Origin of the sequence: Paraburkholderia xenovorans (genome assembly GCF_046030735.1) — a bacterium.
Classification (GTDB): Bacteria; Pseudomonadota; Gammaproteobacteria; order Burkholderiales; family Burkholderiaceae; genus Paraburkholderia; species Paraburkholderia xenovorans_A.
Genome location: NZ_JAQQBV010000041.1, coordinates 1 through 26629, shown reverse-complemented (window position 1 = coordinate 26629; position 26629 = coordinate 1). Strand labels below are relative to the sequence as shown.

Below are 26629 nucleotides of genomic sequence, written 5' to 3'. Positions count from 1 at the left end.
CATGCGGCGGTTTTTTCGCATGCCTTCACTCCTCTTCGGCTTCGCTCAACACTGCGTTGCGCACCGCAGTGGCAGGCGTTACCTGAAGCGGCGCCAGATACGCTTCGTCCATGCTGTAGCGCACCCGGCGACCTTCGATATACACGCGCAACTGCCGGTATTTCACCAGATAGAGCAGGCCGACGAGCGCCGCGGCAAAACCCGACGCGGCGCCGACACCGAGCGCCCAGCGCGGGCCGAAGCGGTCGGCGACCCAACCGACCATCGGCGCGCCGAGCGGCGTGCCGCCCAGCGCGATCGCCAACTGGATCGCAATCACGCGGCCACGCATCACGGGTTCGGTAGAGAGTTGCACGAGGCTGTTGGTCGACGTATTGAAGGTTTGCACCGACACGCCGATCACGATGAGCGTGGCCGCAAACAACACGTAGTTCGGCATCAGCGCGCCGGTCGTGCAGCCCGCGCCGAACACGGCGGCAGCGACGAGCAGAAGCGTCATGCGCGGCTTCGAGCGTCGCGCGGCGAGCAGTGCGCCGGTGACGGAGCCGATCGCCATGATCGAACTCAGCAAGCCATACTGGCTCGCGCCGGCGTGAAATGCGGTGACCGACATCGTCGAGATGAAGATCGGGAAATTGAGGCCGAACGTGCCGATCAGAAACACCATCAGCATCGCGGCCATCAGATCGGGACGTTTAGCAACGTATTTGAAGCCTTCCACGAAGCTGCCGCGTGCGCGTATTGCGAGCGGCTTCATGCGCAGCTCGCCGACGCGCAACAGGCGCAACGAACCGAGCACGGCGACGAACGAAAGCGCGTTGATCAGGAACACCCAGCCGGTGCCTACCGACGCGATCAATACGCCCGCTACCGCCGGCCCGATCATTCGCGCCGCGTTGAACGAAGTGGAATTCAATGCGACCGCATTCGACAGATCCTCCTCGCCGACCAGATCGGAAACGAAGGTTTGCCGTGCGGGCGAATCGAATGCGGTCACGCAGCCGAGCAGCAGCGCGAACACGTACACCTGCCATAACTGCACGATCCCGGTGATCGTGAAAATGCCGAGACCTAACGCGAGCGAGCCCATTGCAGCTTGCGTGGCGAACAGCAGCTTGCGGCGATCGAAGTGATCGGCCGCGTAGCCGGTGAGCGGCAGCAACACCATCTGCGGGCCGAACTGCAGCGACATCACGATACCCACGGCGGTTGCATTGTGATGCGTGAGTTCCGTGAGCACGAGCCAATCCTGCGCCGTGCGCTGCATCCATGTGCCGACATTCGAGACGATCGCGCCGCTCGCCCACACACGATAGTTGTAGTTGCGCAGCGAGCGGAACGTGCCTGTCATCGGACTCTTTCCTTAACAACGATCGGGATTGCGCCGCAGTTCGGCCGTGCGCTCATGCGTGAGTGCGCCCGAGCAGGTCGAGTACGTCTTGCGTCGTGCCGGTTTCGCCGAGGCGCGGGAAGATGCGCGTAACGCTGTTGGTGTGTGCGTCCGCATGCAGGTCGGTCATCGCGTCGACAGCGAACGTGACGTTGAAGCCCAGTTCATGCGCAAAACGCGCGGTCGATTCGACGCCGATACTCGTCGCCACGCCGGCGAGCACGATTTGCGTGACGCCCTGTTTGCGCAGATACGCGTCGAGGTCGGTGTTCGTGAACGCGCCCCAGGTGCGCTTCGTTACCAGATGATCGGACGGTTGCTGTTTCAGTTCGGGCACCAGATCGGCGAAGCCGGCCGGGAAGTCGCCAGTGGGGCGAGCCTGGTCCGCGCGGCCCGGTGCGCCGCCGGTAACGTTGACGAGCACCACCGGCAAGCCGCGGCTGCGGAATGCGTCGAGCAACGACACGGAGCGCTTCACGACGTCGCTGGTCGGATGGGCGGTGGGCAGCGCGACGATGCCTTGCTGCAAATCGATAACGACGAGCGCGGTCTTTGCGTCGAGTGTAGTCAATGCCATGGTGTACTCCTGAGAGTTGACGAGTGTTACGAATCGATCAGGCGTTTGAGCAATTCGACGCCTGTCGCGAGTTGTTGCTGCTCGGCGGGCGAGAAGCGGGTTTGGATCGTGCGGAACAGCCAGTCTTCGCGCGCCGCTCGGCTGGCCTTGATTTTCTTGCGGAATGCGGGCGTAAGCGACAGCACCGTTTGGCGGCCGTCGTGAGGATCGGGTGCGCCGCTCACGAGGCCGGCGGCTTTCAGAACCGAAAGCGTTTCACCCATCGATTGCGGACGCATGCCGTGAGCACGCGCGAGCGCGCTGACCGTTGCGGGGCCTTCGCGTTCCAGCAACATGAGTACCTGTACCTGCGACGGCGTGAAGTCGCCGACATGGGCCTGCTCACGCAGACGGCGGCGCAGCTTGCCGACCACCACGCGAAGATCTTCCGCCGTGGCGTGCAAGGATTCGATTGGCGTCGAGGGATCGTTGGCGGGCATGCCGGTTAAATAGGAAGTTTACCTTTGTAGGTTACCTTCATACTTCGGCGGAGTCAAATCCGGGCGAAATCCCGAAACCGATGCGAGGGCCTGATCGACCGTCGTATAGGATAGGACGACGTTTCCAGCCGACGATTATTTCATTGGATATAGCGGGCCGATAATCGCACCCGCTTCGATCCACACGCGCCATTGAGAAATGAAATCAAAGTGGGTGTCGATCGCGAATGCGCTCTCCAATGCATCGTTCAGCTTTGCGCCTTCCTGCAAGCTCTGGAAAGCCGCCTGCGCTGCAGCGGACTGCATGCGTATTTCAGCGCGCCATTGCGGACGGACTATCAGTGCGTGAGTCGGTGATTCGAACGAGACCGGAAAGATGCCGCCGGGCTGGTGCGCCGCCCAGATATCGGCAATCGCGTAGCGCGAAGAGACGAGTTCGCACGCGGGATGCACGGCGAGTTTCGCGTCCAGTAGATCGTCGGGATGGATCGCGGCCCATTGTCGTGGGGTGAGTACTTGCGCGTCGGCGGCGAAATACGCGGCGTGCAACGACCATTCCAGACGCGCAAGATCCGCGAAGTAACGGAACCGGGCGTCCGGTTCATAGGCACCGATGAAAGCGGGCAGCGCTTCGCCGAAGCCGTTCAGATCACCGCTTTGCGAAGGATGCGCTCGCGCATAGGCAACAGACAGCGCGTCGAAATACTCGTCGCCCACTAGCGCGAGCAGAACGGGATAAGCACTGGCGAGCGCCTTGCGACGATGCGTGCGAACGCTGCTGCAATACAAACCGATGCGCTGGTGCTGCATGTCATGCGTGCCGCCGAGGCTGGAGTAGGGTGCGTGTGCATCCAATGCTTCGGCGAACTCGCGTTGCAGCGATTCAAGCGCCTGGGGCATGCCCGTTCTCCGGTTCACTCGATACAACGAACCGCGACGCCGCGCAAAGCAGGTTCTTCTGAATATCGCGGGCGTGCTGCGCCTCATCGAGCAGTACGCTCAGCGGCGGCAGATCGGTATCCCATTCGATCAGCGACGGCACATTGCCGAAGCGCCGCAGCGCGTATTCATAGAGCGCCCAGACGTCGCTCGCCACACGCGAGCCGTGATCGTCGATTACGGCGACATCCGTTGCACGGTGACCTGCCAGATGAATCTCGCCGACCGTGCCGACAGCCAACGCGTCCATTGCAGCAATCGCGTCTTCTCCGTGATTGCATTGGTTGACGTACAGATTGTTCACGTCTAATAGCACGCTGCAGCCGGTGCGCGACACCAGTTCCGCGAGAAACGCAGTCTCCTCGTACTGGTCGTCGCGAAAACGCAGGTACGTGGACACGTTTTCGAGCAGAACTGGCCTGCTCAGTGCTTCCTGCAGTTCGTCGACGCGCGAGCAAAGCAACGCAAGCGCCGCTTCGGTGAGCGGCATCGGCAAAAGATCGTTCAGATGACCCGCTGAAGTCGCGCCCCAGCACAGGTGCTCCGAAACGACCGTGGGCTCGATCCGCGCGATCAGGCGTTGCAGTTTGGCGACGTGGGCAGCGTCGAGCGGCGTGGCCGAACCCAGACCGAGGCCGACGCCGTGCACACTCACCGGCAGATCGCGACGCACGGTGTCGAGCACATGCAGGTCGAAACCGCCGTCGCCGAAATAATTTTCGCTATGTACTTCGACCCAGTCGATCTTCGGCACCGCGGCAAGAAAGTCGGGATAGTGCGCATGGCGCAGTCCGACGCCGATGCCTGGCGGCGCACAGGCTGGTGAGCGGAGCGGGTTCATCGCGAGGCGCGAGCTTACGATTGTTGCTCGTCGGTCTTGCCGCCGAGTTTTTCGCAAGTGCCCTTCGGTACGGTCTTGAAGTCGCCTTTGTCGTTGTCGACTTTTGCTTCGCCGGCGCAATCGTGCACGCCGGTCTTGCTGGCGCAGTCGTTCTGACCGGCTTTCGCGATCCCGTAACACTGAACTTTTTCCACGGCTTGCGCTGTGTTGACGCTCGCGGCGACGAGGCCCGCGAGCGCGGCGGCGATCAGTGCGGGGCGTCCTGGTTTCGAGTTCATCGTGCTTCTCCTGATTGAGCGGCGTCGGATGGCCGCGAGTTTTGTGTGTGCAAGGCCTTCATCATATTCTCTCCGGTTGTAAGGGCAGAAACAGGCGTCAGGCGCTTCCGTGAGCGACGCGCGCGAAGATCATGCGGTCGGCGATCCATACCGCGAGCAACGTGGCGCCCATCAACGGGAATACGATGCCGAGCAGGACAAGACCGGTTTTCCAGCCGCGCATGGGCGGCGCCGCGCGTTCGCGCGACGGCGCGCCGAGCGAGCGTTGCGGCCGCCGCTTCCACCACATCACGCAACCCGTGATCGCCATGCCCGCGAGGCCGAGCGAGATCGCCGCACAGAGAATCTGATTGACGAGGCCGAAATAGCGGCCCATGTGCAGGGCCGTTCCGTACGACACGGCTTTCGACACCGCGCCGTAGTCGCCGTAGCGAATGTCTTTCAATACCGTGCCGCTGTATTGGTCGATATACATCGTGCGTTCGGCTTTGGGGTCGGCGGGAAAGTACGACACGGTGTAGACGCCGGTCGCGGAATTCGGCAATACGAGGTCGTAACCGCTCGTCACGCCGAGCGAAGCGACCAGCGCGACGATACGGCCGAGCGGCCACGCCTGCGGCCGGTCTGCTTGCGTTTGCACTTGCGTGGAGGAAGGCACAGGCACTTTGCCGACCGCCCACGGTGTGAGCGGCAAAGGCAGATCGTCCATGACCATGCCGGGCATCGAGTCCATTTTCGCTTCGTGTTCCGCATGTTCGCCATGCGTAGCTTGCGTGGTTTGCACGGTTTGTGTCTGCGTAGTCGCATCCGCACGCGTTTTTTGTGCCGCGACAGCGCCGGGCAGCACGGAGCGCAGCGGCAAACCACCCCATGATCCAGGCGGCGCGCCGAGATTCGCAGCAGTGGCGAGTGCCTTGAACTGTTGACCCCATGAGCCGGTCCATGGCAGGCCGCTCAGCACGAACGCGATCGCACCGAGCGCGAGCCAGATCCCCATCACCGCATGAAGGTTCTTCCACAACGGACGTCCTTTGAGCGTGAAGCGCGGCAGCAGCGCCGCGCGCACCGTGGTTTTTTCGCGCGGCCACCACAGTGCGATCCCGGTGCCGATCATCACCAGCGTCCAGCACGCGGCCAGTTCCATCAGCAATTCGCCGGGCTTGCCGAGCAGCAGTTTGCGATGCAGCATCCGGTCGACTTGCATGAAGCGGTGTTCGACGCTCAGTGTGCCGAGTACTTCGCCGTTGTATGGATTCAGATAAACGCTTTGCTTTTCGCCGTCGGCGAGACGGAACACGAACTCGGCGCTACGGTCCGGCGCGCTCGCTATTGCGGCCGTGGCCGCACGCGCGTCAGGCGGCATGGCCGCGCGTGCTCGCGCCAGCAGCGCGTCTTCAGACAGACGGGGCACGGCTTGTGGCGCGACGATCAGGCGATGCGGATACAGCAACGGTTCGATCTGCGGCTGGAAGCAATAGAGCGTGCCGGTAATCGCGAGCACGACGAGAAACGGCATCACAAAGAGGCCTGCATAGAAGTGCCAGCGCCAGAGCGTCCGATAGCCGGCGTTCGCCGTACCCGCCGTCGAGGTCGCGTGTTGAGCGGTGGTGGTGGACATTCAATCCTCCTGAGTAATTTGGGTCGGATGGTTGGCGTGGCGCTTCACATGCGCAGCTTGCCTTCGACGTAAAACGTGCGGCCCGGATACGGGTGATAAACGAAGTAGCGTGCGTCGAACAGATTGTCGACACCGATGCCGATTTCGCTCAGCCGGGTCGGTTTGAAAGTAAACTTCGCATCCGCCACCGTGTATGAACTGGTGCCGCCGAATACGTTCGGGTTCGTGTCGGTATTGGTCAGCGTGTTGTATTGGCGTCCCGAATAGCGCGCGGCGAGCGTGAGTGCCGAGCGCTCGTCGATATGCCACGTCGCGGCAAGATCGGCGCGCCACAAGGGAATCCGGTAAAAGTATTTGCCGACCGTCGCCGGATTCTGTGCATTGGCGATGATCTTCGACTGCGTGTACGCGAGGCTCGCCAGCAGATCCAGGCCGCGCATGAACACGTCCTGTCCCGAGTAGCTCGCCTCGGCGCCGCGTGAGCGCACCTTGCCGATGTTCTGGAAGTTCGTCACATTGGGAATCACGGTCGTATCGGTCTGGCTGAAGATCGTGTTCTTCACATCGTCCTGGAACAACGAGAAACGGAACAGGCCGTTCCAGTGCGCCCATTCGGCAGTCAACTCTTTCGAGAGATCGTCTTCGGGCTTCAGGTTCGGATTGTTGTTCACGATCGACGAGCCGTTGATCTGCCCTTGAAACAGTTCGCTGACGGTCGGGAAGCGATAGGCGCGACCGATCGAAGCGCGCAGGCTCAGATCGTCGGTCACGTCGAACGACAACGACGCTTTCGGCGAAAAGTGCTGCTGGCTCACATCGCTGTACGACAGCGTTGCACCCGCCAGCGATTGCGAGCCGCCGTACGCTTGCCAATCTTCATAGCGCACGCCGTACACCAGCTTCCAGCGCGGCAGGAAGCGCCAGGCGTCCTGCGCGTACAGCGCCTGGGTTTGCGTCTTGCCGGCGAATGCGTTGGCGAACGAGGCCGCTGGGCCGTCGCGCCAGTTCAGCGTGTTGTAGGTTTCGTTATCGAGGAAGTAGTTGTCGTAGTGATAGCCGAAGCTCAGCGCGTGATTCGCGAGCCCTGCCGCAGACGTGGCAGGCGTGTAGCTGCCGCGCAGATCGAGGGTCTTCCAGCCGGTGCCGTCGCCGAACAGCACGGTGCCGGGACCGTTGCCCGGCGCGCCGGAACTCGCGGTGCGCGCCACGCTGTTGCTGACGTCGTAGTACGAAGCGATCGCCTCGCCGTTCCACCCGGTCGCGTTGCGCGTTTTGAGCGATACGCCATAGAGCCAGTTTTCGCTGTAGCCGAAACTCGGCGCCAGAGCGGCGGCGGGAATCGTGTACTCGTAGCCGTCGATCGATACCTTGCCGCTGTATACGGGATTGCCGTTCGCGTCGCGCAGGAAACTCGACGTCTGACTGTTGTAGGTCTGATGCCAATAACCGAGCGTGAAGCCGGCCTGCAATGTCGGTGTGAAGTCGTACTGCGTCTTCAGCTTGAACTGGTCCTGCACCGTGTGTTCGATGCCTTCGCCGTTGACGCCGAGCACCACGGTTGGCGCGTTGGTCTGGTTGTTATAGAAATACCCGCCCGTGACCGGCGTGTCGCCTGCTTTCGCCGGTGTGCCGGACTTCGCCAGCGTGGCGAACTGCAATGGCTGGCCGGTGTTCTCGAGATGATTGACGCCTAGCAGATAAGAGAACTTGCCGACCTTGTCGCCGATCGACGCGCTCGCTTCGCTGCCGTTGAAGTTCTGGTTCACGCCGAACAGACTGAAGTGCTGCGTGAACGCCTTGACGTCGGCATCGGCCTCGAATTGCTTCGGCATGCGTGTGCTGATCAGTACGGTCGCACCGAGCGAATTGCCAGGATATAACGCGGAGAACGGACCATAGATCACGTCGACCTGCTGGATCTCGTCGGGAAATACCATCGACCAGCGCGGCGGAAACGAGAAGCTGCTGCCGAGCAGATTGCTGAGCAGTAAGCCGTCCGCATAAACAAGACCGCGCGCGCTTTGCGCATTACTGGTGCCGCGCACGGCGATCGTCGAATTCAGGTCGCCGATAAAACGCTTGCGCACCGCGAGGTTCGGCAGGTACTTCAGCACGTCCTCGGTATTGACCACATTCCAGTTGTCGAACTGGTCGCGCGTGACGGTTTCCACCGAAGCCGGCAGGTTTGGATCGAGCGCGCGCGGCGCCGCGGTGGCTTGCGCGGTGACGTTGAGTGCGGGAAGGGCGGCGTCGGCCGGCGCGCTTTGCGCGTAAGCCGACGCGGGCACAAAAGTAGACACAACAGTAGGAACAAGCGCGGCCGGCACCAGCGCCGGAATGAATGCGCGAACGCGCGACAAGGCGATCCCGCCGGACGTGACGCGACCGGCTTCACGCCGCACACGGCGGGGCAGCCTTCGCAGAGCGAAGTTGAACATGAGTGTTTCCTTGATGCATTGAACGGACGACCGCGCGCGCCCTCAACGGGTGCGACGAAATGCGCGATCAGGAACGACAGCGATCAGGAAACGGCAGGCGGGTCTCTGGGGCGTCCGGAAGGGAACGCGCCGAGCGGTGTGAAGCGGGTGGAAAGGGTGGGCGGCGCGACACCGGCCATGGCGAGCGTGGCCGGCGGTTCGGCAGCCGCGATGCTGGGCATCGCGACATGATGCTCGAGCAGGTGGCAATAGCCGCAGGCGCCGAACGCATCGTCATGAGTCAGATGAACCGGCGCGGGGGCCGATCCGGCATGGCTCGCCGCGGGCGTTTGCAACGCCGAACAGAGAATGGCGATGGGCTCGTGCGCGCGGTTCGACACCAGCAACTGACTCACGACCGGCGCGAACACGACGAGCCACATGGCGACGAGGCCAAGCCATGCGGTCATGCGGTTGCGGGCGCGTAGAGTCATGATGTCGAAAGAAAGGACGCGGCGATTCTAGCATCCCCGCGCCGCTTTTTTCTGCACGAAGTTAAGGATCAGCGCGCGCGCAGCCGCCGGTTGACGAAGCGCCACAGCGCGCTTACCACCAGTGAGCCGACCCCGAGTCCGACGCCGAGCAGTACGATCGAACTCATATGGTCGCGTACTAAAGGCACATTGCCGAACAGATAGCCGGCGGCCACCAGCGAGACGATCCACAACGCCGCGCCTGCACTGACGAACGACACGAAACGCGCGAACGTCATGCGCGAAACGCCTGCGACGAACGGCGCGAAGGTTCGCACCACGGCAATGAACGGCGACAGTAGAAAGGTCAGACCGCCGCGCGCCTCGTAAAACGCGTGCGCACGGCGCAGGGCGTTCTTGTCGAGCCAGCGGTAGTCGGCGGTATAGACTTTTTCGCCGATCGCGCGGCCGATCGCATAGTCGACGATGCTGCCCGCGACAGTAGCCGCGAACAACACCGGTATCACGAGCCAGACGTTGAGCGCGCCGGTTGCAGCGAGCCCGCCGCAAATGAAAATCAGCGGATCACCCGGCAAAAAGAATAGCGGCAGAAAACCGATTTCGACGAACACCACGAGAAACAACATCGCGTAGACGGCGGCGCCGTATTGCAGGATCAAGCTGCTCAGGTGCTGGTCGAAATGCAGGGCGACCTGCAGTACATGCATCAGATCCATTTCGGGTCGCAGGGGATTGGGATGTTCAGCAGTTTAGTCTCGCGGCGCGGCGAGCACTTGTTTATTTCGCTGCAGTAATGTCAATATCGGAGCTTTGTTTTCACTTTTTGCCGCAGCGCCCGCTCCTATGCAAGCCGCCCCTGTCTTCACATTCCGTTTTGCCGCGCCGCAAGATGCGCAGACGATCCGCTCGATCGAGTTCGAAGCCGGCCAGCGTTTTGCTGACGTCGGCATGACGGGCATTGCTGACGGACCGCCGATGGCGCTCGAACTCGTCGAGCGCAAGATCGCGGCGCGGGAGATTATCGTCGCTGTGGCCGACGGCCTGACATGCGTCGGCTTCGCGATGTTCGAGCCGCAACCCACGCGCTTTTATGTGCAGGAACTCGACGTGCTGACGACGCATGCAGGTCAGCGCATCGGCGCGGCGCTGATCGAGCAGGTGGCGCGGCTTGCTCGCGCGCAACAGATCACGCAGCTCACGTTGTCGACGTATCGCGCGGTGCCCTGGAATGCGCCGTATTATCGGCGGCTCGGTTTTCGCGAGATCGCTGAAGCAGAACTCGACGCGGCGCTGATCGCACGGCGCGACGCGCATATGGCTCGCGGTCTGGACGAATCGAAGCGCGTGTTCATGCGGCGCGATCTTGCCTGAGTACACGCAAGCAGCGATAAACGTCGGATGAAAAAAACAGCGGCCGTGAGCGGATTTCAGTCCGCTCACGGCCGCCGGGTTTCTCTCAGGTTGACGGTACTGCGACTTCTAACGCTTACTCCACCGTTTCCAGCGCCGGGTAATCGACGTAGCCGGTTTCGCCGCGTGCGTAGAACGTTGCCGGATTCGGTTCGTTCAACGATGCACCGGTCGCGAAGCGGCGTACCAGGTCCGGATTGGCGATGAACAGTTTGCCCCAGGCTACCGCGTCCGCTTCACCCGAATCGAGTACCTGCTGCGCTGTTTCCTTGGTGAACTTCTCGTTAGCGATATAGACGCCGCCGAATTCCTTCTTCAGTTGCGGGCCGAGCCGGTCTTCGCCGAGCGATTCGCGCGCCGCGATAAACGCGATCTTGCGCTTGCCGAGCTCACGCGCCACATAGCCGAAGGTCGCGGCCGGGCTGGAGTCGCCCATGTCGTGCGCGTCGCGGCGCGGCGCCAGATGGACGCCGACGCGGCCTGCGCCCCACACGGCGATGCACGCGTCGGTGACTTCGAGCAGCAGGCGGGCGCGATTTTCGATCGAGCCGCCGTATGCGTCGGTGCGTTGATTGGTGCTGTCCTGCAGGAACTGGTCGAGCAGATAGCCATTCGCGCCGTGCACTTCCACGCCGTCGAAACCGGCTGCTTTCGCGTTTTCGGCACCCTTGCGATACGCGTCGACCACACCGGCGATCTCATCGAGTGCCAGCGCGCGCGGCGTAGGGTACGGACGCTCCGGACGCACGAGACTCACATGGCCTTGCGCGGCGATCGCGCTCGGCGCGACCGGCAGTTCGCCGTTCAGGAACACTGGGTCGGAAATGCGGCCCACGTGCCACAGTTGCAGCACGATCTTGCCGCCGGCTTCGTGTACGGCGTTCGTGACGAGCTTCCAGCCTTCCACCTGTTCCTGCGACCAGATGCCCGGCGTCTCGGCATAGCCGATGCCTTGCGGCGTGACCGACGTGGCCTCGCTGATGATCAGGCCGGCCGTCGCGCGTTCGGCGTAGTACTTTGCCATCAATGCGTTGGGCACGCGGATTTCTTCAGCGCGTTGACGCGTCAGCGGCGCCATGATGATGCGGTTCGCAAGCGTGATATCGCCAATTTGCAGCGGGTCAAAAAGAGTCGGCATAAGTGTTCACCTTGGTTGACGGGCATGACGCCCGGGCCATAAAGACAGTGTCGGGAAAAAGCGCGGCGATGCGATAACGCTTAGAGTTCCGTATTCATGTGTTCGAGGAACGCCTGAATGACGGGCTCGTTGCGTTTGAAAAACACCCATTGCCCAACCCGCTTCGACGTGACGAGACCGGCGCGTTGTAACGCGGCCAGATGCGCCGACACGGTGGACTGCGACAGGCCGCAGCGCGCGTCGATCTTGCCCGCGCACACGCCGTGATCCAGCGGCAGTTCCTGATCGGCAAAATGCGTGCAGGGCTCCCGCAGCCAGCCGAGAATCTCGCGGCGCACGGGGTTGGCCAACGCTTTGTGGATCGCGTCGATATCGATCGTCATGGGTTCGGTTCTGGGTGGTCGACAACATCGCAAATGGTCGCGCTGGTTCGGCGCGACTAGCTGCATCGCTACAAGACGAATCATATATCGTATTTTGACGATATTCGTGAAGGCACTATCGGCAATGGGGTTGATCGGCGCTCGGCGCATGAGAACGCCTACAACTCAAATGAGTGCAGCGATACGCTCTCCGACGCTCGCCGGAGCGCTTATTGATACATTGTGGCTTTGGTTGCGACTGGGAGAAGTCAATGTCAGCTCTGGTTGTAGACAGCACAGTCGAGTTTCCGAACGCTGACAAACAGCTTTCTCCCGAGGATTTGGCAAATAGGCTCTGCCGTGGGCTTGTTACGCGCCAGCACTGGGACGGTGTCGAGGTCCAACTCTACCGCCGGCCAACAGGAGAGATCGAGGTCGAGCTACCGCCGCTGCGCGATCACATGCTCGTCGTCCATCTCGAAGGGGAGACACTAGTCGAGGAAAGAGGTCTTGACGGCGATCCGCTGCGACGCTGGACGCATCAGGGGCAAATAAGCATGACGCCCGCAGGTCAACCGGTATCGCGTCTGCTGAAAGGTCGGTCCAATGTCATTCTGATTCACATCGCGCCCGATAAGGTGAGAGCAGTCGCAAAGAGCGTATATGCAGACGATGCAAATCATGTTGCGCTCGTTCCACGCCTCGCGGTCCCTGATGAAAACGTCGAGCAGTTGGGTCGGCTGCTTCTGAGCGAGGCCGAGACCCGCGACCCAGGGGCCGCTTTCGTAGCGAATATGCTGGCTTCTTCGTTGGCCGTGCATCTTTTGCGCTATCACTCGACGCAGGCGTCCGGCGGGGCCCAGCGATTGGCTTCGCCACCCGGGGGGCGTTTTCGCCAGATCATCGAGCATATGCAAGCCCATCTCGAAGACACGCTGCCGCTCACGGTTCTTGCAGACATGAGTGGTTTAAGCCTTGCCCAGTTTGCCCGGGCATTTCGGGCCGCCACCGGCAAACCCCCGCATCGCTATTTGACGTGGTTGAGAGTGGCGAGAGCAAGCGAACTGCTCGAGCGTACTGACCGGTCTGTGATTGAGATTGGATTCCAGTGCGGCTTTGAACAGGCCAGCCACTTCGCGACCGCATTTCGACGCGCGACCGGGATGAGCCCTCGCGAGTGGCGCATTAGCCACCGTTCCTGACGTTTCTCCGTAGCGCAGTTCTCTGGGCTCGCTCTGCGCGAATATCGAAACTCCCGCGCTATTTTCGAAAGATTTCAGCTCGCTGCTAGCCGATACTTGTTTCACCAGAGCACGGCTCTATGCCATTAAATCGAAATAAAAACGGAGCGCGACATGAAAGAGAGGTTCGAGAAGATCGACACAAAAAATGAATTTGGTATGCGAATCATTTGGGACGCCGCGATCGAGATGGATGACGGCATTATTCTCCGCGCGGATGTATTCCTGCCTGAGAAGGAAGGAAAGTATCCGGTCATCATGACATTTGGCCCCTACGCCAAGGGACTCGCGTTTCAGGACGGCTATAAGGTCGGGTGGGAACGAATGGTCGCCGCTTACCCGGAAATTCTGCAGGGGTCGACGAATAAACTGCAAAACTGGGAAACGGTTGACCCTGAAAAATGGGTTCCAGACGGCTACGTCTGTGTCCGGGTCGATAGCCGCGGTAGCGGACGTAGCCCCGGAAAGATCGATTTATTGTCGCCACGAGAGATAAAGGACTTCTACGATTCCATCGAATGGGCGGGGACGCAAGCGTGGTCGAGCGGCAAGGTCGGCATCAACGGAATTTCCTACTATGCGATCAACCAGTGGCTCGTCGCTTCGTTGCAGCCGCCGCATCTCACAGCGTGCTGTGTATGGGAAGGTGCGGCCGATTGGTATCGGGACTGGGCCCGGCATGGCGGTATCCTGAGTCAATTCGACGATCCCTGGTTTGACGGCCAGATCGCGTCAGTGCAATACGGTGTCGGTGAAAGTGGCGGCAGAAGTCGGGTCACGGGCGAACTGGTTGCGGGGCCGGAGGTTTTGCCGCCGAAGGTTTTGGCGGAGAATCGCGTCGCCCCTTATCGGGAAGAACTGAAACGGCCGTTCGATGGCCCGTATTATCGCGAACGCTCGCCCGACTATTCCAGAGTCACGGTTCCACTGCTGTCCGCAGCCAATTGGGGTGGTATGGGCTGTCATCCGCGCGGCAACTTTGAGGGCTATCTCGCCGCGGCGTCAACTCAAAAATGGCTCGAAGTACACGGCGACACGCACTTCGCGCCGTTCTATCGTGACGAGGGGGTGACGCTGCAGAAGCGTTTCTTCGGGCATTTCCTGAAGGGTGAAAATACCGGGTGGGACAAGCAGCCTTCAGTACAACTCGCCGTTCGCCGGCCCGGCGAGAATTTCACCATCCGTGGCGAACAGGAGTGGCCTTTGGCTCGCACACAATGGACACGCTACTACCTGGACCCGGACGAGCGCCGCCTCGATAACCAGCCGAAGCACGCAGACGCGCTCGAATACGACGCGATGGGCGATGGAGTCACCTTTTTCCTGCCGGCATCGAAGAAGGAAGTTGAAATCACAGGACCCGTTGCTGCGCGACTGTATATTTCTTCGGATACAACGGACGCTGACCTGTTCCTTGCGCTGCAATTGTTCGACCCGGATGGGGACGAGGTTCTGTTCATCGGGACCAACGATCCGCGCGTACCGATCGGACTCGGCTGGCTGCGTGCGTCGCAGCGAAAGCTCGACCCGAAGCTGAGCCTGCCGTATCGCCCGTACCATACACACGACGAAGCATGGCCGCTGGTACCCGGTGATCCAGTTGAGCTCCTCATCGAGATTCTGCCTACCTGTATCGTGATTCCACCTGGCTACCGACTGGCGCTCAACGTCCGCGGCAAGGACTACGAGAATGGCTTTCCGGACGCTCGACAACCAGGCGAACTGTACACAATGAAAGGAGTGGGGCCTTTTACCCACGCCGACCCCGCCGACCGTCCGCTTTCGAAATTTGGAGGTAAAAATCGGCTGCATTTCGAAGCGGGTAAAGAGCCGTATCTTTTGCTGCCAATCATCCCGTGATCCCGTAGAGGCGACCTCGCGAGGCCGCCTCACACCGGGCTGAATCTGATCCGTACGCCGGCGTTCGGCGGCCGCTTTCTTTGCGATCCCTCTACCGTCTATCCCCGCAACGGCCTCAACCCCGCGCGAACATCTTCAGCGAACAAACGCGGCTGTTCCCACGCCGCAAAATGTCCGCCCTTATCGAGCCGGTTGTAATAGATGAGGTTGTGATACGCGCGCTCCGTCCAGCTACGCGGCGCCTGATAGTTCTCGCGAGGAAACACGCTCACGGCAGCGGGCACGGAGACGTCGGCGGCCGCGATGAAGTTGAAGTGAGATTCCCAATAGAAGCGCGCCGCTGAAACGCCCGTGTTGGTCAGCCAGTAGAGCGTGATGTCGTCGAGCACATCGTCACGTGTCAGCTCGCCCGCGGATTCGCCTTCGACCGCGCGGCCGAATACGGCCGAGGTCAATGCCGCGGCCGGTTGAACATAGCCGTCGCCGTGATCGAGCAGCCAGCTTGCGAGAGCAACTGGCGAGTCCGCCAGTCCGTAAAGCGTTTGCGGACGCGTGCCCATCTCCAATGCGTATGCGCGCCGTTTTTTGGCCGCGCTGGCGAGCTGCTCATACGCGTGTTTCTCGTCGTCCGAAAGGCCGGCTGGCGACGGATCGCCGGCCGCAATCGCACGGGCGATGTCGGGCGCAAGCGTAGCGGGGAAATTAACGTGAATGCCAAGCAATTCCGGCGGTGCCTGCTTGCCCATCACGTTCGCGACGACCCCGCCGAGATCGCCGCCTTGTGCCGCGAATCGCGCGTATCCGAGGCGCTTCATCAGCACGACCCACGCACGCGCGGTGCGCTCCGGGCCCCAACCGGTCGTAGTGGGTTTGCCGGAAAAGCCGTAGCCGGGTAGTGACGGAATCACCAGATGGAATGCGTCAGACGCGCTCGCACCGTAGGCTGTCGGGTTGGTCAGCGGATCGATGATCTTGAACTGCTCGATGATCGAGCCGGGCCAACCGTGCGTGACGATCAGCGGCATCGCGTTTTCATGTTTCGAGCGAACGTGGATGAAATGAATGTCCAGCCCGTCGATTTCGGTCACGAACTGCGGCAACGCATTCAGTTTTGCTTCGCACTTGCGCCAGTCGTAATCGGTTGCCCAATGGTGTGCGAGTTCCTGAATCATGGCGAGCGGCACGCCTTGCGAGCTGTCGGTGACGGTTTCGCGTTCCGGCCATCGCGTCGCGTTGATGCGCCGTTTCAGATCGATCAGTTGTGACTGTGGTACATGCACGCGAAGCGGACGGATCGCGGTGGTGTCGCCGCTTGTGGATGGAGCGACTTCGGTAATCGATTGACTGGTTTCTGCAAAAGCGAGCTGACTCAATGTGCCCGCGGCAACGCTAGCCGCCATGACATTGACGAAACGACGGCGGGACGGCGATATGGGGTGAGTATCGTGCGACACAACATCTCCGATCGATGATGAAACGAGGTGCCAATCAATGGCGGTATTCGACGCAACGCGTCGAAGTGAATGACGTGGCGCTGTTGGACGCAGAGCGAGCGCGTCCAATAGCGTGCAGATAGTCAACTGCCGCGATACAACTGCGTGAGATAGGAGAGCTGGCCGCTCTGCTGGGCTTGCAGCAGTTCCTGGCGGACTTGCGCGCGTGTTTTTTGCGTGGCGGCGGGGGCTTGTGCGTCCGATTTCTGCACCTGAACCGAACCCGGTTGAGCACCGTTGGCAGGCGCGTCGGCGGCGTGAGCGAAACCGAATGCAGTGAATGCGGCAAAGGCCAGAACGACCATCGAGGTTTTCATGTGTTTCTCCGTGAACTCGTGAATTGCAAGGAAGGCGCCGGGATATCCCGAAGCACGATCAGCAATCCATGAGGCTCAACGGTCTTGCTTGCATCTGGCATCCGGCGTTGATGCATTGGAACGCGCGGGCGTATCTGGTTTGTGTCGGCGAACCGGGGCAATTGCAATGTTCTGTGTCGTCTCGATACGCAGATACATTGCGATACAAATCACGGGGTATGAGGATGCCGATTGCCGCTGCGGTAACTATTTTTGATGGGCGCAGGCGCCCGCGCGTGGGCGGGCTATAGGCGGGAGGGCGCGCGCTGTCGGCACTGCCGCGACGTGTGATTATTTGGCGCCGGAAGGATTCGGCGGCGGTAACGCCGGATCGAGTTTGGCCGATTCCCTGACCAGTTGGTCGGTCATTGCGGCCGCCACTGTGTTGGTGCCGCGACGTTGCTGGTCGGTATGCACGAACGGCTCGGGCGGCGGCAATGCCGGATCGAGTTTCGACGATTCCTTGACGAGTTGGTCCGTTGCCGACGACGAGACCGATGCGGGATCATGACGGTGCAGGTTGTCGCGGCTGCTTGCGAACTGGGGCCGCGCCGCCGATGGAGTATCGCTGTTGGGGCTTGCCGCCGCGACCGACACGGGCTGCGGTGCAGGCTTTGGCACCGGTAGTGTTTTCTGGCGCGGAGCCTGCGCTGCGCTTTGCGTTATCGGCTGAACAGGGGGCTCGATGTGTCCCTCCACTGACCGGCTTGGCACGGCGGCGGGGTTGTTTGAGCTCGAGATGTCTTGCCGCGATGCGTTAGCGTTGTTTCCGACGCTCACCTGGGTAGCGCCAGACTGAGTATTCGCCGCTGCCGCTGCCGCCGCACCCGGTTCATTCGTCTGCGGATCGCTCTTTGGGGACAGTAAATAGGCGGTGAACGCAACCTCTGCGAGCACGAGACCTACTACCAATGCTTTTCCAGATTTCCTCATAATCAGCAACCGGGCACTCTAACGACGCGATCGGCCGATGATAACCAACTGCGTGGCGGCAGTTTGTAACGAGAGGTTGCGGAAGTAACTGAATGATTGAGGGGGACGTATCACGCTAAATGAAAAATCGAACAGAATTGTTTGGTAGTCCAAATATGATGTTTATCGTAGGCGAGACTGGCGACGAAGCGATTTTCTGTAGTTCTATCGCGAAGAGTGTCTTCTCCTTAACAGCGTGAGAGTTAGACCTTGCGCGCCACCCATGCTGCGCAGCGCTCGAGATTGTCTGGGCAGCTAAAGGGCAAACGGAGTGCTTGCTGCTCTAAGTACAAGATAAGTACAAGATAAGTACAAGAGGGCCAGCCCACCCCACACCGTCTCCCCCGTCTTATCCACAGAAATTGTTCACATCCTTGTGGACAACTCCTGGGCAATCGCGCCAACTGCTTGATCGCAGAGCGATTTGTCCGTCGGGGCAGCAAACACGCTAAAGCACGCTCAAGCAAGCCCGGCCACCCTCAAGCCTCTTATTCCACCGGCGAAGCCAGCAGCGACACCGGTACGCCATGGCAACTCACACTGGCCACGATCGCCGCCCCAAATCGCGCGCCAACGTTCGAATGCGCGTCAAGCAGCGTCTCCCGGCGGTCGATTCGCAGAATGTTCAGCGGCCACGACGGTCGGAACAGACGTTCATGCGCGAGCGCGCCGATCCACAGCGGCGTCGTGGAGATCCCGTTGTCCACTGCATAACCGCTCGGCCAGAAGCGCAGCACGTCGCGTTCATCGCGGCTGCCGCCAGGACGCATGAAAACCGCCGACGACGGCACACCGTTATTCAGCTTCGGCAGAACCGGCAGCGACACCGCGGCGACGTTCGGCGACGCAAGCGACAGCAGACTGTGCGCGGACAGGTCCGTGCCTTCCACCCAACCCTGCGCACGCAGTTGTCCTTTGATCGAATCGAGATTCGACATCCACTGCAGCGTAAGCGGCTCCTTGCGATCGCCGCCCATGTCCGAGCGATAACAGGGCAGGCTCTTCCACAGCGAGCCTGTCCATTGCGACTGCGTGACCAGCATCGGCGGCGGACGGCTCGCATGTTGCGTCGGCGCGGCGGGCGCGCGCATGTCGAGTTGCACGCCCACGGCGACCAGCATCACCACGAGGATCACGAGCGGCATGAAACTGCGCGTCGGCGGGGGTTCCGGATGCCGCAATATCGCGACGAGCGAGACGACGGCCACCCATACATAAGCCAGCGCGGCGCCGCCGATCGCGTCCGACACCCAGTATCTGCCGAAATAAAGTCCTGCCAGCGCGACCACGACCACGACGACCGTGCTCACCGCCGACACGAACACACCCTCCAGCGTGCCGACCCGCCGCGCCAGCAGAAACGCGAGAAAGCCGTACACGATCACAGTAGCGGCGACGTGATTGCTTGGAAACACATATGCGCCGGACAGCAAATCGTCGGGCGGCGCGCGGTGCATCGCGAACTGCAGCGCGAAGATCAGCAATTGCGAAAACACGACCGCCGCGAGCCAGTAGCCGATGGTGCGCCAGCGACGCTCCCACAGCATCCACACGACGACGGTGATCACCAGCGCGCCCAGCGTGGGAACGCTGCCTAGTGTCGCGAGATTGGCGAGCACTTCGTCTCCCCACGGCGTGCGTATCGATTGCAGGAACTGGTAGACGGACAGATCGACGCGCGTGAGCGGATCGCCGCTGACGACCCCCTTGAGCACGCCGAAAAACAGCGCACCGGACACCAGCACGAGTATCGACGTGACCACGACGCTGCTCGCATCCGGTTGCTCGGGGTCGAGCATTCTGCGCGCGAAACGACCGAACGGACCGGGATGGCGGCATGCCCAACCGCCCAGATGCAGACCGGCCGCGTTCGACCACGCATGGGCATGCGAAAGCAGAAAGCCCGCAGCCCGAAAACTCAGCCAGACGATGCCCACCAGCAACGCGATGACGACGACGAGCCGGAACGACACCGCGCCCGCCAGCAGCACCGATGCCCCGAACACGACGCCCGGCAGGATATGCGCGGGCGCCCACAGCAGGGCCGACAGTACGTTCATTGCATAGAAGCGCACTGGGGGCATGCCGAGCATGCCCGCGACGACCGGCACGATCGCGCGCAACGGTCCGATGAAGCGGGCGAACACGACGCTTTTCGAGCCATGTTTCTGGAAATAGCGATGCCCGGCGTCGAGCACTTGCGGATGCTTGCAGAACGGCCAGAGTTGCACGATCCGATCCTTGTAGCGTCCGCCGAGCCAGAAACTCATCCCGTCCCCGGCGATGGCGCCCGCGATTGCCCACACGAATACCCAGCCGAGGCTCAGTGAGCCGGTGCCCGCCAGCGCACCGGCCAGGAACATCGCGGTGCTGCCCGGAATGAATGTGCCGATGACGGCGATCGCTTCGAGAAACGCAGCAAGGAAAACGACCGTGAGCATCCATGCCGGATGACCGGCAAGCTGATGCAAAAGGTGAAGGTAGGCATGCTCCATCGCGTGCGATCGGCCATTCTGGTGTATCGACCGATCATAACGCGGGCGGCAGTTCCGGCTCTACAGCCGCGCACCCTCGGCGGCAGTTTGCGATTGACGACCCGACTCGCGGGTTCAGATTTCGTCGGCGAATTCGTCGAGAAAGCGCTGCAGACGGGCGTGTCGAATCCCCGCCAGACGCGCGCCGGTCGCGGTCTGGAAGCCGGACGACAGCTTCAATAACTTCGTATGAAAGTGATCGAGCGTGTAGCGCGAGTCGTCGAGCGGACGTTGCGCCGCGTGCGGATCGGCCGGGTCGTAGAGCGCGCGACCCATCCGGCCGGCCACGTAGAAGCAACGCGCGACGCCCAGCATGCCGATCGCGTCGAGCCTGTCGGCGTCCTGCAACGTTCTGGCTTCCAGTGTGTGCGGCGTGACGTTCGCGGAGAAACTGTGCGCTTCGATCGCGTGGGCCGCTACGTCGATCTTCGCGTCCGGCCAGCCGAGCGCGTTCAACACGCGTGCCGCCTTTTCCGCCGACAGGCGCGACGCTTGCGCGCGCAACGGGGAGCTTTTCTCTACGGCGACGCAGTCGTGCAGCAGCGTCGCTGCGAACAGCACCTGGGCATCGCCGCCTTCCTCCGCGTGGATCGTCGCGGCGTTCTTCCACACGCGTTGCAGATGCGAGGTGTCGTGCGAGCCGTCGCCGTTGTCGTCGTAAGCGTGGGGCAGCAGGGTGTCGGCCAGTTCGTGAAAGGGGGCGAAAGCGATGGTTGTCATGAGTAGCGCAAGTGAGAAGCACGAATGAAAAACAGCCGCCGATTATCGCCGATCGTCCATCAAACCCCGATTGTTTGCGACGAACGAAGCTTGCCGATTACCGTCTTACTCTATGAGGGGCTAGCGAAAGCGTTGATCGAATGCGGAAATTCCGCGCTGTGAAGGAGTGGCTATGAAGATCGTTGCGAGCGGTGTAGTGATATCGGCGGTGCTGGTGGGCTTGGCGGGAACGGCGTTTGCGCAGTCGACGAATTCAAGCGGCAGTGTGAATGGCGGGCAGGGCGGTGCGCAGACCAACTCGGCGGGCGTCGTCGGCGGAACGGGTACAGGTGCGGGCACTGGCACAGGGGTCACACCTAACAGCAACGGAATAGGCATGACCGGGAACGTGCATGTGGGACCGGCACTGAACACGATGCGAGCGAACGGCACGAGCCTGAATCAGAGCCCGAATCCTCGTGCGCCGAACGTGGCGGGAAGGCCCGCGCCGTCACGTTGAGTGGCGTGTCGCGCGCTAGTTAGCCAGTCAGGAAAAAATCGCCTCGATATCCGGCGACGCTTCCTTCACCACCTCGAAGTTGAGCGGCGCCTCGATATGCGGCAGATGTTCGAGCATGCAGGCGGCCGCGCGCGCCATCGTCGTACTACGCGTTGTCGCCGATGCGGTGGAGCGCGGACAATTTCTACCTTGTGAGCGGCCGGTGGCCATGCATCGTTCGTGGCATGGGCGTAAGTCTCATGCCAAGCTTTTCCGTGGCTGGAGGCGTTGGCGCTGTAGCCGGCTACTGAATCGTGTGCTGGCAACGAAAAGACGCGAGGCCGGCGAGACCTCGCGCCCTGTGCTTCGACTGTTTGAATGCCGGCGAACTCCGTGTCGAGGCTCGAACGGCTTTTCAACTGCCGAAGTACAGCGAGCAGAAGCTCATCGGGCCGACGCAACTGCTGGAATCGATCGAACCGGGTGACGGAACGCGCTGGCCGGCCGCGCTCGAACCGGACATGCCGCTTCCCACGCCAGTGTCGCTTTGTTGCTTTGCTTGAGCGGCTTGCTGCGCGAAGATCGGATTGATCTCGGGATACGACGAGTCGGTCACGAAACGCGAGCCGTTGTTTTCCGCCTGAATCAGTTCCTGACGGACTTCGGCGCGGGTCTTTCCCTGTGCGGAGGCATTGGTCATCGCGCCGGCGGAAGCGAGGAGGACCAGGGAGAGGGCGATGGCGAGTCTGGATTTCATGATGGATTCCTAAGTAATAGAAAATTTACTGCATCTGTCTGGATGGATGAGACACACACGTCAACGTGGTGTCGCCCGGAATGGTGACGTGGCCTGCTTGCCGGCAGAGCAGCGCCTGAGCGCCTGGCTTGTCGGGAACGATCACGTCGCCTGAGTTGCTGTCTACATGACGGTTAACAAAGCGAGGTCGTCGCTTATTCCCATCTTTTTTCAGTTTTTTGAGCGGGTATCGGGGAGGGCGCGCGTGCTATGGAGACTGCGCGCATTGCTGGGAGCGGCGAGACCCCGCGTGACGGGGCACGGAGGCGGACAGGCATGGCTGTCGCGCCCAACCAGGCATGGCTGGCATTGTCTGACGCAGACTACAGCTTGGCGCCAGGAGGCGGATCATCCATCGTTCACATTTAGAATGTGGCCCTAAACAGCGCATTCGGTCAACTCGACAGCACGGAGAGGGGCATGGCATACGGTGAACACAACTACGCAGTATCGGTGCAATGGACGGGCAATCGGGGCAGCGGCACGTCCGGTTACCGTGAATACGGGCGCGATCACGTGATCAGCGCGGGAACGAAGCCGGCGATAGCGGGGTCGTCGGACGCGGCATTTCTCGGCGACGCCAGCCGCTGGAATCCGGAAGACCTGCTGGTCGCTTCGGCGTCCGCGTGCCACAAGCTCTGGTATTTGCACCTGTGCGCCGACGCAGGCGTCGTGGTGCTCGAGTATCTCGACAACGCCGAGGGCACGATGCTCGACAGCAAAGAGCAGGGCCGTTTTTCGCAAATCGTGCTGCGACCGCACGTAGTGATTCTGGCCGGCGGCAATGTTGAGTTGGCCGAGCATCTGCATCACACCGCGCATGAGAAGTGCTACATCGCGAACTCGGTCAATTTCCCGATTCTTTGCGAACCGGTTATCACGACAAAAGCGTAGTGACGCGCGCAAAAAACCAGCTTGAACCAGCCCGCCGTCTCCGCTCGAAATGAGCTGTCTACGGCGGGCCAACCGGGCTTAATGCAGCAACGTCATCTGCACGACCTTTACGATGACGAGGCAAACGGCCACGATCAGATAGCCGCGCAGCACACCCATCCACACGCGTTTGGACAACGTCAACTGAGGCGCCGGCAGATCTTCCAGCGGCGGCATGCGCCACGTATCACGTGCTTCTTTCGCGATCGTGCGCTCGTGATTCGCATTGGCCGCCGGCGCGCTACGCAGCTTGCGCACGATCACCGTTGCGGCATAACCCACCACGGCCATCAGCGTCCCGCCCACGAGCACTTCGACGATCGCTTCGCCGGTAATGTCCGGGTACAGCACGGATGCGGTGAGAATGATCGAGAGCATGACGAGCACCCACACGACTGCGCCGGTAAAGAAGTTAAGCGCTTTCGAATTGATCCACGGACCGAGCACGGCGCGGTCGTTGCACAACAACAGCAGGAAAACGGTTGCGCTCGGCAGCAGGATGCCCGCGAGGGTTTGCACGGCTTCGGTCAACAGGCCGAGCGGGCTGCCGGGAATCAGCACGAGTGCTGCGGCCGCGGCGATAATGCCGAAGTAGACGAGATAGAAACCCTTTGCGTCGGTCACACCGCGATGCAGCGAGTGACGGATTTTGAAAACGTCGCCGATCGCGTAAGCCGTGGACAGCGAGACCGCCGCCGCGCCGATGATGCACGCATCGAGCAGCGCCACGGCGAACAGTACGGCGGGGGTACGTCCCGCGTATTTCTCGAGGCCGGCGATCACGCCGCCCGCATCCGTGAAATTGCCGAACTCCGGTTTGCCCGCATAGAGCGCGGCGCAGAACGAGATCATCGCGACTGCGCCGATCATCACGAACATGATACCGATCCACAGGTCCGCTTTTTCGTACTTCATGAAGCGCGGCGTAATGCGTTTGTCGACGATATAGCTTTGCTGGAAGAACAATTGCCACGGCGCGACCGTCGTGCCGACGATGCCGATCACGAGCAGCATCACGTCGCTCAGTTTCGAATTCGCGGGCCAGTTGGGGATCATGAAGTCCCGCGCCATCTGGCTGACCGGCGGATGAATCGACACCAGCACCGGCACCAGCAGCAGGCTCAGCAGACACAAGCCGACCGCGAAGCGCTCGAAGCGCCGGAAGTTGCCGGTGCTGACGGCCGCCATCGTGACGGCCGCCGCGATGCAGACGCCGGCCACTTTCGGAATGCCGAAGAAGTCGAGCACAAAGGTAATGCCGATGAACTCGGTGACGATCGTGAGCGCGTTCAGAATGAACAGATCGACGACGCTGAAGGCGCCCCAGAACTTGCCGAAGCGCTCGAAGATCAGCCGTGCATGACCGACGCCGGTGACCGCGCCGAGTCGCAACACCATCTCCTGATTGACGAACAGCACCGGCACGAGCAACAGCATCGTCCAGAGCAGGGTCGTGCCGTAGTTTTGTCCGGCCTGGGTGTAGGTGCCGAATGCGCCGGCATCGTTATCGCCGACCATCACGATGAGACCCGGACCGAGGATCGCGAGCAGTGTGCGAAAACGCGCCCACCATGTGCTGCGCGGCGCGACGTCGTGACGCTCGATCGTGCCGAGTGCACCTTTGATGTCGCCGAGGTGCGCTTCGTCGAGAACAGCGCTGCGTGGTGGTGAGACATTGATTGGAGTGGACATTTTCTACCGCCTGCGGTGTGTGGTTGGAGTGAAGCGGCACGCCTTTAGCGATGCCGGCGCGAGCGTCGGCGAGCGAGGTCCGCGCGGGCGGATCGCAAAGGTGTGCGGCAACAGGAATTGGGTTACGAGATCAGCGCTTTGAAGCGGTGCCAGCACACGGCGAGCCAGTGCGGCTTGATGCTGTGCAGTGCGAGCGCTGCGTCGCTGTGGATGTGCGTAGGTTGAATCGTCGGTACGAGGATAGCGAGGTACATGGTATTGCTCCGGTGGTCGGCTTGACGTGGATCACGGAAAGCCAGCGGACACGGAGCGCGGCCGCACTATGCGCGCGGCGGCGAGGGTCTACTCGCTTTCCTCAGCAAAAACAGAAGATGGGCATATGGGATAACTGTCACTGTCCGGCATGGCGGCTCCTTATCGGCGTTGAGTACACACGTGTTGATCCACGCGCCGCGCCGGCATTCGAACGGATCGAACCGGCGTGCGCGAACACTGCCGCGAGTGGAAGCTCGCGACACGATGCCACCCGGACACACGCGCGCATACAACGATGCGGCGGTGGCCGAATGGCGTTAATCAGGGTGCACGGAGAGAGTTGCTACGGCGCGCACCGTCTGCCTGCTGGCGAGACGGCGGCTAAAAGAAGAAAGCGCGGGCGTCGGGCCGGTCAGGCAGTGAAGCTATTCGAAGATCGACTACTGCTGGTGTCCAAGGCATTGGCCCCGTTTGTGAAGACGGGCGAATTTTAGGCACCGCCGCAAGCAGAAGTCAACATACTTCGTTAAACGAAGCAAATAATGTTTTCTCTCGTGATCGGCAGCGCACGCTGGCGTGAGCAATATGAACTTTGCCTTTCAGTTTCGTTAGAAAGGAAAGGCGTGTGAAGGATGGAGACCGGCACGCGCGAACCTGCGCGCGCGCGAGTAAGAACCTGCGCGTGCGCGATTAAATACGCCGATATACGAGCGGCGTGAAGGGCCTCACGCAAATTCGTAGTGCGATATCTTCGATGCTTTTTTTGCTTGCGATTTTCGACGCGAGCCGAATACAATCCGCCCGTCTCATCGAAAGGAGTCCCTCGTGGACACATGCTCTAGTAGTGGAAGTCCGATGCCGGCATGCGCCGGCGCAGTATCCGCGAGTTAGCAGCAGGATCTTCCTCCGCCGCTAACTCGCTCCGTTCGGGTTAGCGCGCTTCTTTTGCAGCCGGGTTGCGCCGGTTCGCCAGCAGCACGCTCCCTTTGTCTGACTTTGTCTGATCGCTATCGCAAGTTTGTTTGCGAGGCCCGATCACGTCTTCGTACATCGACCGGTTTGCCGGGTTCGATGGGGGTGAGCTTATGTCCGTGAAATTGTTGTCGTATCGTCCGTTGGCGCGCTGTGGCCGCGTCGGTTCAGTGGGTCTTTCGTTGTTGTTGTCGTGTGGGATTGTGCCGTCGGTGTTCGCGCAGGCGGCGCCAGCCGATCCGGTGCCCGCCGCGCCGGCGGGCTGGTGGGATCGTTCGACGTTGTTCGGCGATATGGGTGGGTTGCGTCCGTGGCTCGGCAACTACGGGGTGAGCGTGAGTCTGCAGGAAACCAGCGAGTATCTCGGCAACCTGTCGGGCGGAA

General features: G+C 61.4%; 26 protein-coding genes and 1 pseudogene. 6 read left to right on the top strand and 21 right to left on the bottom strand.

Annotated elements, in window-relative coordinates:
• Positions 1 to 25: 25 nt before the first annotated feature.
• The 10 genes from PQQ51_RS29450 to PQQ51_RS29405 form a co-directional block, all read right to left on the bottom strand.
• Positions 26 to 1351 carry an MFS transporter gene (locus tag PQQ51_RS29450; protein ID WP_408500719.1) on the bottom strand — a complete coding sequence of 442 codons (1326 nt, stop codon included), beginning with the start codon at positions 1349 to 1351 and terminating at the stop codon, positions 26 to 28.
• A 52-nt stretch (positions 1352 to 1403) separates the two neighbouring features.
• A complete protein-coding gene (locus tag PQQ51_RS29445) occupies positions 1404 to 1967 on the bottom strand; it encodes an isochorismatase family protein (RefSeq protein ID WP_408500718.1) in 564 nt (187 codons plus the stop codon).
• Between the two features lie 26 nt (positions 1968 to 1993).
• The gene (locus PQQ51_RS29440) at positions 1994 to 2446 is read right to left on the bottom strand and encodes a MarR family winged helix-turn-helix transcriptional regulator (protein WP_408500717.1); all 453 of its coding nucleotides are present in this window, start codon (positions 2444 to 2446) and stop codon (positions 1994 to 1996) included.
• 135 nt (positions 2447 to 2581) lie between these two features.
• Positions 2582 to 3346, bottom strand: a complete 765-nt coding sequence (locus PQQ51_RS29435) for an HvfC/BufC family peptide modification chaperone (protein WP_408500716.1) — start codon at positions 3344 to 3346, stop codon at positions 2582 to 2584.
• Positions 3330 to 4226, bottom strand: coding sequence for an MNIO family bufferin maturase (bufB, locus tag PQQ51_RS29430; RefSeq protein WP_408500715.1), 897 nt, complete (start codon positions 4224 to 4226; stop codon positions 3330 to 3332). Before bufB ends, PQQ51_RS29435 begins: the two co-directional genes overlap by 17 nt.
• A gap of 14 nt (positions 4227 to 4240) precedes the next feature.
• Complete coding sequence (gene bufA1, locus PQQ51_RS29425) at positions 4241 to 4504, bottom strand: BufA1 family periplasmic bufferin-type metallophore (RefSeq protein ID WP_408500714.1); 264 nt, start codon at positions 4502 to 4504, stop codon at positions 4241 to 4243.
• Positions 4505 to 4601: 97 nt separating this feature from the next.
• A complete protein-coding gene (locus PQQ51_RS29420; RefSeq protein ID WP_408500713.1) occupies positions 4602 to 6122 on the bottom strand; it encodes a PepSY-associated TM helix domain-containing protein in 1521 nt (506 codons plus the stop codon).
• A gap of 44 nt (positions 6123 to 6166) precedes the next feature.
• On the bottom strand, positions 6167 to 8560 hold the full coding sequence (locus PQQ51_RS29415) for a TonB-dependent receptor (protein ID WP_408500712.1): 2394 nt from the start codon (positions 8558 to 8560) through the stop codon (positions 6167 to 6169).
• An 83-nt stretch (positions 8561 to 8643) separates the two neighbouring features.
• Positions 8644 to 9033, bottom strand: a complete 390-nt coding sequence (locus PQQ51_RS29410; protein ID WP_408500711.1) for a DUF2946 domain-containing protein — start codon at positions 9031 to 9033, stop codon at positions 8644 to 8646.
• 68 nt (positions 9034 to 9101) lie between these two features.
• Positions 9102 to 9749: a VTT domain-containing protein gene (locus tag PQQ51_RS29405; protein ID WP_408500710.1), complete on the bottom strand. Its 648-nt coding sequence runs from the start codon at positions 9747 to 9749 to the stop codon at positions 9102 to 9104.
• 127 nt (positions 9750 to 9876) lie between these two features.
• On the opposite strand from PQQ51_RS29405, the gene PQQ51_RS29400 reads away from it, so the two are divergent.
• Positions 9877 to 10404: a GNAT family N-acetyltransferase gene (locus PQQ51_RS29400; protein WP_408500709.1), complete on the top strand. Its 528-nt coding sequence runs from the start codon at positions 9877 to 9879 to the stop codon at positions 10402 to 10404.
• 115 nt (positions 10405 to 10519) lie between these two features.
• Here PQQ51_RS29400 and PQQ51_RS29395 read toward each other — a convergent pair whose 3' ends face one another.
• Both PQQ51_RS29395 and PQQ51_RS29390 read right to left on the bottom strand, forming a co-directional pair.
• Positions 10520 to 11581, bottom strand: coding sequence for an alkene reductase (locus PQQ51_RS29395; RefSeq protein ID WP_408500708.1), 1062 nt, complete (start codon positions 11579 to 11581; stop codon positions 10520 to 10522).
• Positions 11582 to 11661: 80 nt separating this feature from the next.
• Positions 11662 to 11964, bottom strand: coding sequence for an ArsR/SmtB family transcription factor (locus tag PQQ51_RS29390; RefSeq protein ID WP_408500707.1), 303 nt, complete (start codon positions 11962 to 11964; stop codon positions 11662 to 11664).
• A 251-nt stretch (positions 11965 to 12215) separates the two neighbouring features.
• Here PQQ51_RS29390 and PQQ51_RS29385 point away from each other — a divergent pair, with 251 nt between their 5' ends.
• Positions 12216 to 13145, top strand: a complete 930-nt coding sequence (locus PQQ51_RS29385) for a helix-turn-helix domain-containing protein (RefSeq protein WP_408500706.1) — start codon at positions 12216 to 12218, stop codon at positions 13143 to 13145.
• A 153-nt stretch (positions 13146 to 13298) separates the two neighbouring features.
• Positions 13299 to 15044, top strand: coding sequence for a CocE/NonD family hydrolase (locus PQQ51_RS29380; protein WP_408500705.1), 1746 nt, complete (start codon positions 13299 to 13301; stop codon positions 15042 to 15044).
• A 98-nt stretch (positions 15045 to 15142) separates the two neighbouring features.
• On the opposite strand, the gene PQQ51_RS29375 is transcribed toward PQQ51_RS29380, so the two are convergent.
• The 5 genes from PQQ51_RS29375 to PQQ51_RS29355 all read right to left on the bottom strand — a co-directional run bounded on the left by PQQ51_RS29375 (position 15143) and on the right by PQQ51_RS29355 (position 21119).
• Positions 15143 to 16444: an epoxide hydrolase family protein gene (locus PQQ51_RS29375; RefSeq protein ID WP_408500704.1), complete on the bottom strand. Its 1302-nt coding sequence runs from the start codon at positions 16442 to 16444 to the stop codon at positions 15143 to 15145.
• A 176-nt stretch (positions 16445 to 16620) separates the two neighbouring features.
• Complete coding sequence (locus PQQ51_RS29370; RefSeq protein WP_408500703.1) at positions 16621 to 16854, bottom strand: DUF4148 domain-containing protein; 234 nt, start codon at positions 16852 to 16854, stop codon at positions 16621 to 16623.
• Positions 16855 to 17184: 330 nt separating this feature from the next.
• Complete coding sequence (locus PQQ51_RS29365; protein ID WP_408500702.1) at positions 17185 to 17805, bottom strand: hypothetical protein; 621 nt, start codon at positions 17803 to 17805, stop codon at positions 17185 to 17187.
• A gap of 548 nt (positions 17806 to 18353) precedes the next feature.
• The gene (locus PQQ51_RS29360) at positions 18354 to 20360 is read right to left on the bottom strand and encodes a bifunctional DedA family/phosphatase PAP2 family protein (protein ID WP_408500701.1); all 2007 of its coding nucleotides are present in this window, start codon (positions 20358 to 20360) and stop codon (positions 18354 to 18356) included.
• Positions 20361 to 20474: 114 nt separating this feature from the next.
• Complete coding sequence (locus tag PQQ51_RS29355; protein WP_408500700.1) at positions 20475 to 21119, bottom strand: HD domain-containing protein; 645 nt, start codon at positions 21117 to 21119, stop codon at positions 20475 to 20477.
• Between the two features lie 172 nt (positions 21120 to 21291).
• Here PQQ51_RS29355 and PQQ51_RS29350 point away from each other — a divergent pair, with 172 nt between their 5' ends.
• Positions 21292 to 21618, top strand: a complete 327-nt coding sequence (locus PQQ51_RS29350; protein ID WP_408500699.1) for a hypothetical protein — start codon at positions 21292 to 21294, stop codon at positions 21616 to 21618.
• Between the two features lie 27 nt (positions 21619 to 21645).
• Here the strand turns inward: PQQ51_RS29350 and PQQ51_RS29345 are convergent, their stop codons facing one another.
• Complete coding sequence (locus tag PQQ51_RS29345; RefSeq protein ID WP_408500698.1) at positions 21646 to 21828, bottom strand: hypothetical protein; 183 nt, start codon at positions 21826 to 21828, stop codon at positions 21646 to 21648.
• 184 nt (positions 21829 to 22012) lie between these two features.
• Complete coding sequence (locus PQQ51_RS29340) at positions 22013 to 22354, bottom strand: DUF4148 domain-containing protein (RefSeq protein ID WP_408500697.1); 342 nt, start codon at positions 22352 to 22354, stop codon at positions 22013 to 22015.
• 459 nt (positions 22355 to 22813) lie between these two features.
• On the opposite strand from PQQ51_RS29340, the gene PQQ51_RS29335 reads away from it, so the two are divergent.
• Positions 22814 to 23287 carry an OsmC family protein gene (locus PQQ51_RS29335; RefSeq protein ID WP_408500696.1) on the top strand — a complete coding sequence of 158 codons (474 nt, stop codon included), beginning with the start codon at positions 22814 to 22816 and terminating at the stop codon, positions 23285 to 23287.
• Between the two features lie 78 nt (positions 23288 to 23365).
• On the opposite strand, the gene PQQ51_RS29330 is transcribed toward PQQ51_RS29335, so the two are convergent.
• Together PQQ51_RS29330 and PQQ51_RS29325 are read right to left on the bottom strand one after the other, a co-directional pair.
• Positions 23366 to 25018: an NRAMP family divalent metal transporter gene (locus PQQ51_RS29330; protein ID WP_408500695.1), complete on the bottom strand. Its 1653-nt coding sequence runs from the start codon at positions 25016 to 25018 to the stop codon at positions 23366 to 23368.
• A 122-nt stretch (positions 25019 to 25140) separates the two neighbouring features.
• Positions 25141 to 25272 carry a hypothetical protein gene (locus PQQ51_RS29325; protein ID WP_408500694.1) on the bottom strand — a complete coding sequence of 44 codons (132 nt, stop codon included), beginning with the start codon at positions 25270 to 25272 and terminating at the stop codon, positions 25141 to 25143.
• Positions 25273 to 26358: 1086 nt separating this feature from the next.
• Between PQQ51_RS29325 and PQQ51_RS29320 the strand changes: the two are divergent.
• Positions 26359 to 26629 (top strand): annotated as a pseudogene (locus PQQ51_RS29320) (hypothetical protein); the annotation flags it as partial.

Excerpts from the sequence above, each read along its gene's own strand:
- PQQ51_RS29340 (WP_408500697.1), bottom strand. The coding sequence starts at position 22,354 with ATGAAATCCAGACTCGCCATCGCCCTCTCCCTGGTCCTCCTCGCTTCC.
- PQQ51_RS29370 (WP_408500703.1), bottom strand. The coding sequence starts at position 16,854 with ATGAAAACCTCGATGGTCGTTCTGGCCTTTGCCGCATTCACTGCATTC.
- PQQ51_RS29415 (WP_408500712.1), bottom strand. The coding sequence starts at position 8,560 with ATGTTCAACTTCGCTCTGCGAAGGCTGCCCCGCCGTGTGCGGCGTGAA.
- PQQ51_RS29335 (WP_408500696.1), top strand. The coding sequence starts at position 22,814 with ATGGCATACGGTGAACACAACTACGCAGTATCGGTGCAATGGACGGGC.
- PQQ51_RS29360 (WP_408500701.1), bottom strand. The coding sequence starts at position 20,360 with ATGGAGCATGCCTACCTTCACCTTTTGCATCAGCTTGCCGGTCATCCG.
- PQQ51_RS29330 (WP_408500695.1), bottom strand. The coding sequence starts at position 25,018 with ATGTCCACTCCAATCAATGTCTCACCACCACGCAGCGCTGTTCTCGAC.
- PQQ51_RS29385 (WP_408500706.1), top strand. The coding sequence starts at position 12,216 with ATGTCAGCTCTGGTTGTAGACAGCACAGTCGAGTTTCCGAACGCTGAC.
- PQQ51_RS29375 (WP_408500704.1), bottom strand. The coding sequence starts at position 16,444 with ATGGCGGCTAGCGTTGCCGCGGGCACATTGAGTCAGCTCGCTTTTGCA.
- bufB (WP_408500715.1), bottom strand. The coding sequence starts at position 4,226 with ATGAACCCGCTCCGCTCACCAGCCTGTGCGCCGCCAGGCATCGGCGTC.
- PQQ51_RS29350 (WP_408500699.1), top strand. The coding sequence starts at position 21,292 with ATGAAGATCGTTGCGAGCGGTGTAGTGATATCGGCGGTGCTGGTGGGC.
- PQQ51_RS29380 (WP_408500705.1), top strand. The coding sequence starts at position 13,299 with ATGAAAGAGAGGTTCGAGAAGATCGACACAAAAAATGAATTTGGTATG.
- PQQ51_RS29395 (WP_408500708.1), bottom strand. The coding sequence starts at position 11,581 with ATGCCGACTCTTTTTGACCCGCTGCAAATTGGCGATATCACGCTTGCG.
- PQQ51_RS29410 (WP_408500711.1), bottom strand. The coding sequence starts at position 9,033 with ATGACTCTACGCGCCCGCAACCGCATGACCGCATGGCTTGGCCTCGTC.
- PQQ51_RS29440 (WP_408500717.1), bottom strand. The coding sequence starts at position 2,446 with ATGCCCGCCAACGATCCCTCGACGCCAATCGAATCCTTGCACGCCACG.
- PQQ51_RS29345 (WP_408500698.1), bottom strand. The coding sequence starts at position 21,828 with ATGGCCACCGGCCGCTCACAAGGTAGAAATTGTCCGCGCTCCACCGCA.
- PQQ51_RS29390 (WP_408500707.1), bottom strand. The coding sequence starts at position 11,964 with ATGACGATCGATATCGACGCGATCCACAAAGCGTTGGCCAACCCCGTG.
- bufA1 (WP_408500714.1), bottom strand. The coding sequence starts at position 4,504 with ATGAACTCGAAACCAGGACGCCCCGCACTGATCGCCGCCGCGCTCGCG.
- PQQ51_RS29325 (WP_408500694.1), bottom strand. The coding sequence starts at position 25,272 with ATGTACCTCGCTATCCTCGTACCGACGATTCAACCTACGCACATCCAC.
- PQQ51_RS29445 (WP_408500718.1), bottom strand. The coding sequence starts at position 1,967 with ATGGCATTGACTACACTCGACGCAAAGACCGCGCTCGTCGTTATCGAT.
- PQQ51_RS29435 (WP_408500716.1), bottom strand. The coding sequence starts at position 3,346 with ATGCCCCAGGCGCTTGAATCGCTGCAACGCGAGTTCGCCGAAGCATTG.
- PQQ51_RS29355 (WP_408500700.1), bottom strand. The coding sequence starts at position 21,119 with ATGACAACCATCGCTTTCGCCCCCTTTCACGAACTGGCCGACACCCTG.
- PQQ51_RS29420 (WP_408500713.1), bottom strand. The coding sequence starts at position 6,122 with ATGTCCACCACCACCGCTCAACACGCGACCTCGACGGCGGGTACGGCG.
- PQQ51_RS29405 (WP_408500710.1), bottom strand. The coding sequence starts at position 9,749 with ATGGATCTGATGCATGTACTGCAGGTCGCCCTGCATTTCGACCAGCAC.
- PQQ51_RS29450 (WP_408500719.1), bottom strand. The coding sequence starts at position 1,351 with ATGACAGGCACGTTCCGCTCGCTGCGCAACTACAACTATCGTGTGTGG.
- PQQ51_RS29400 (WP_408500709.1), top strand. The coding sequence starts at position 9,877 with ATGCAAGCCGCCCCTGTCTTCACATTCCGTTTTGCCGCGCCGCAAGAT.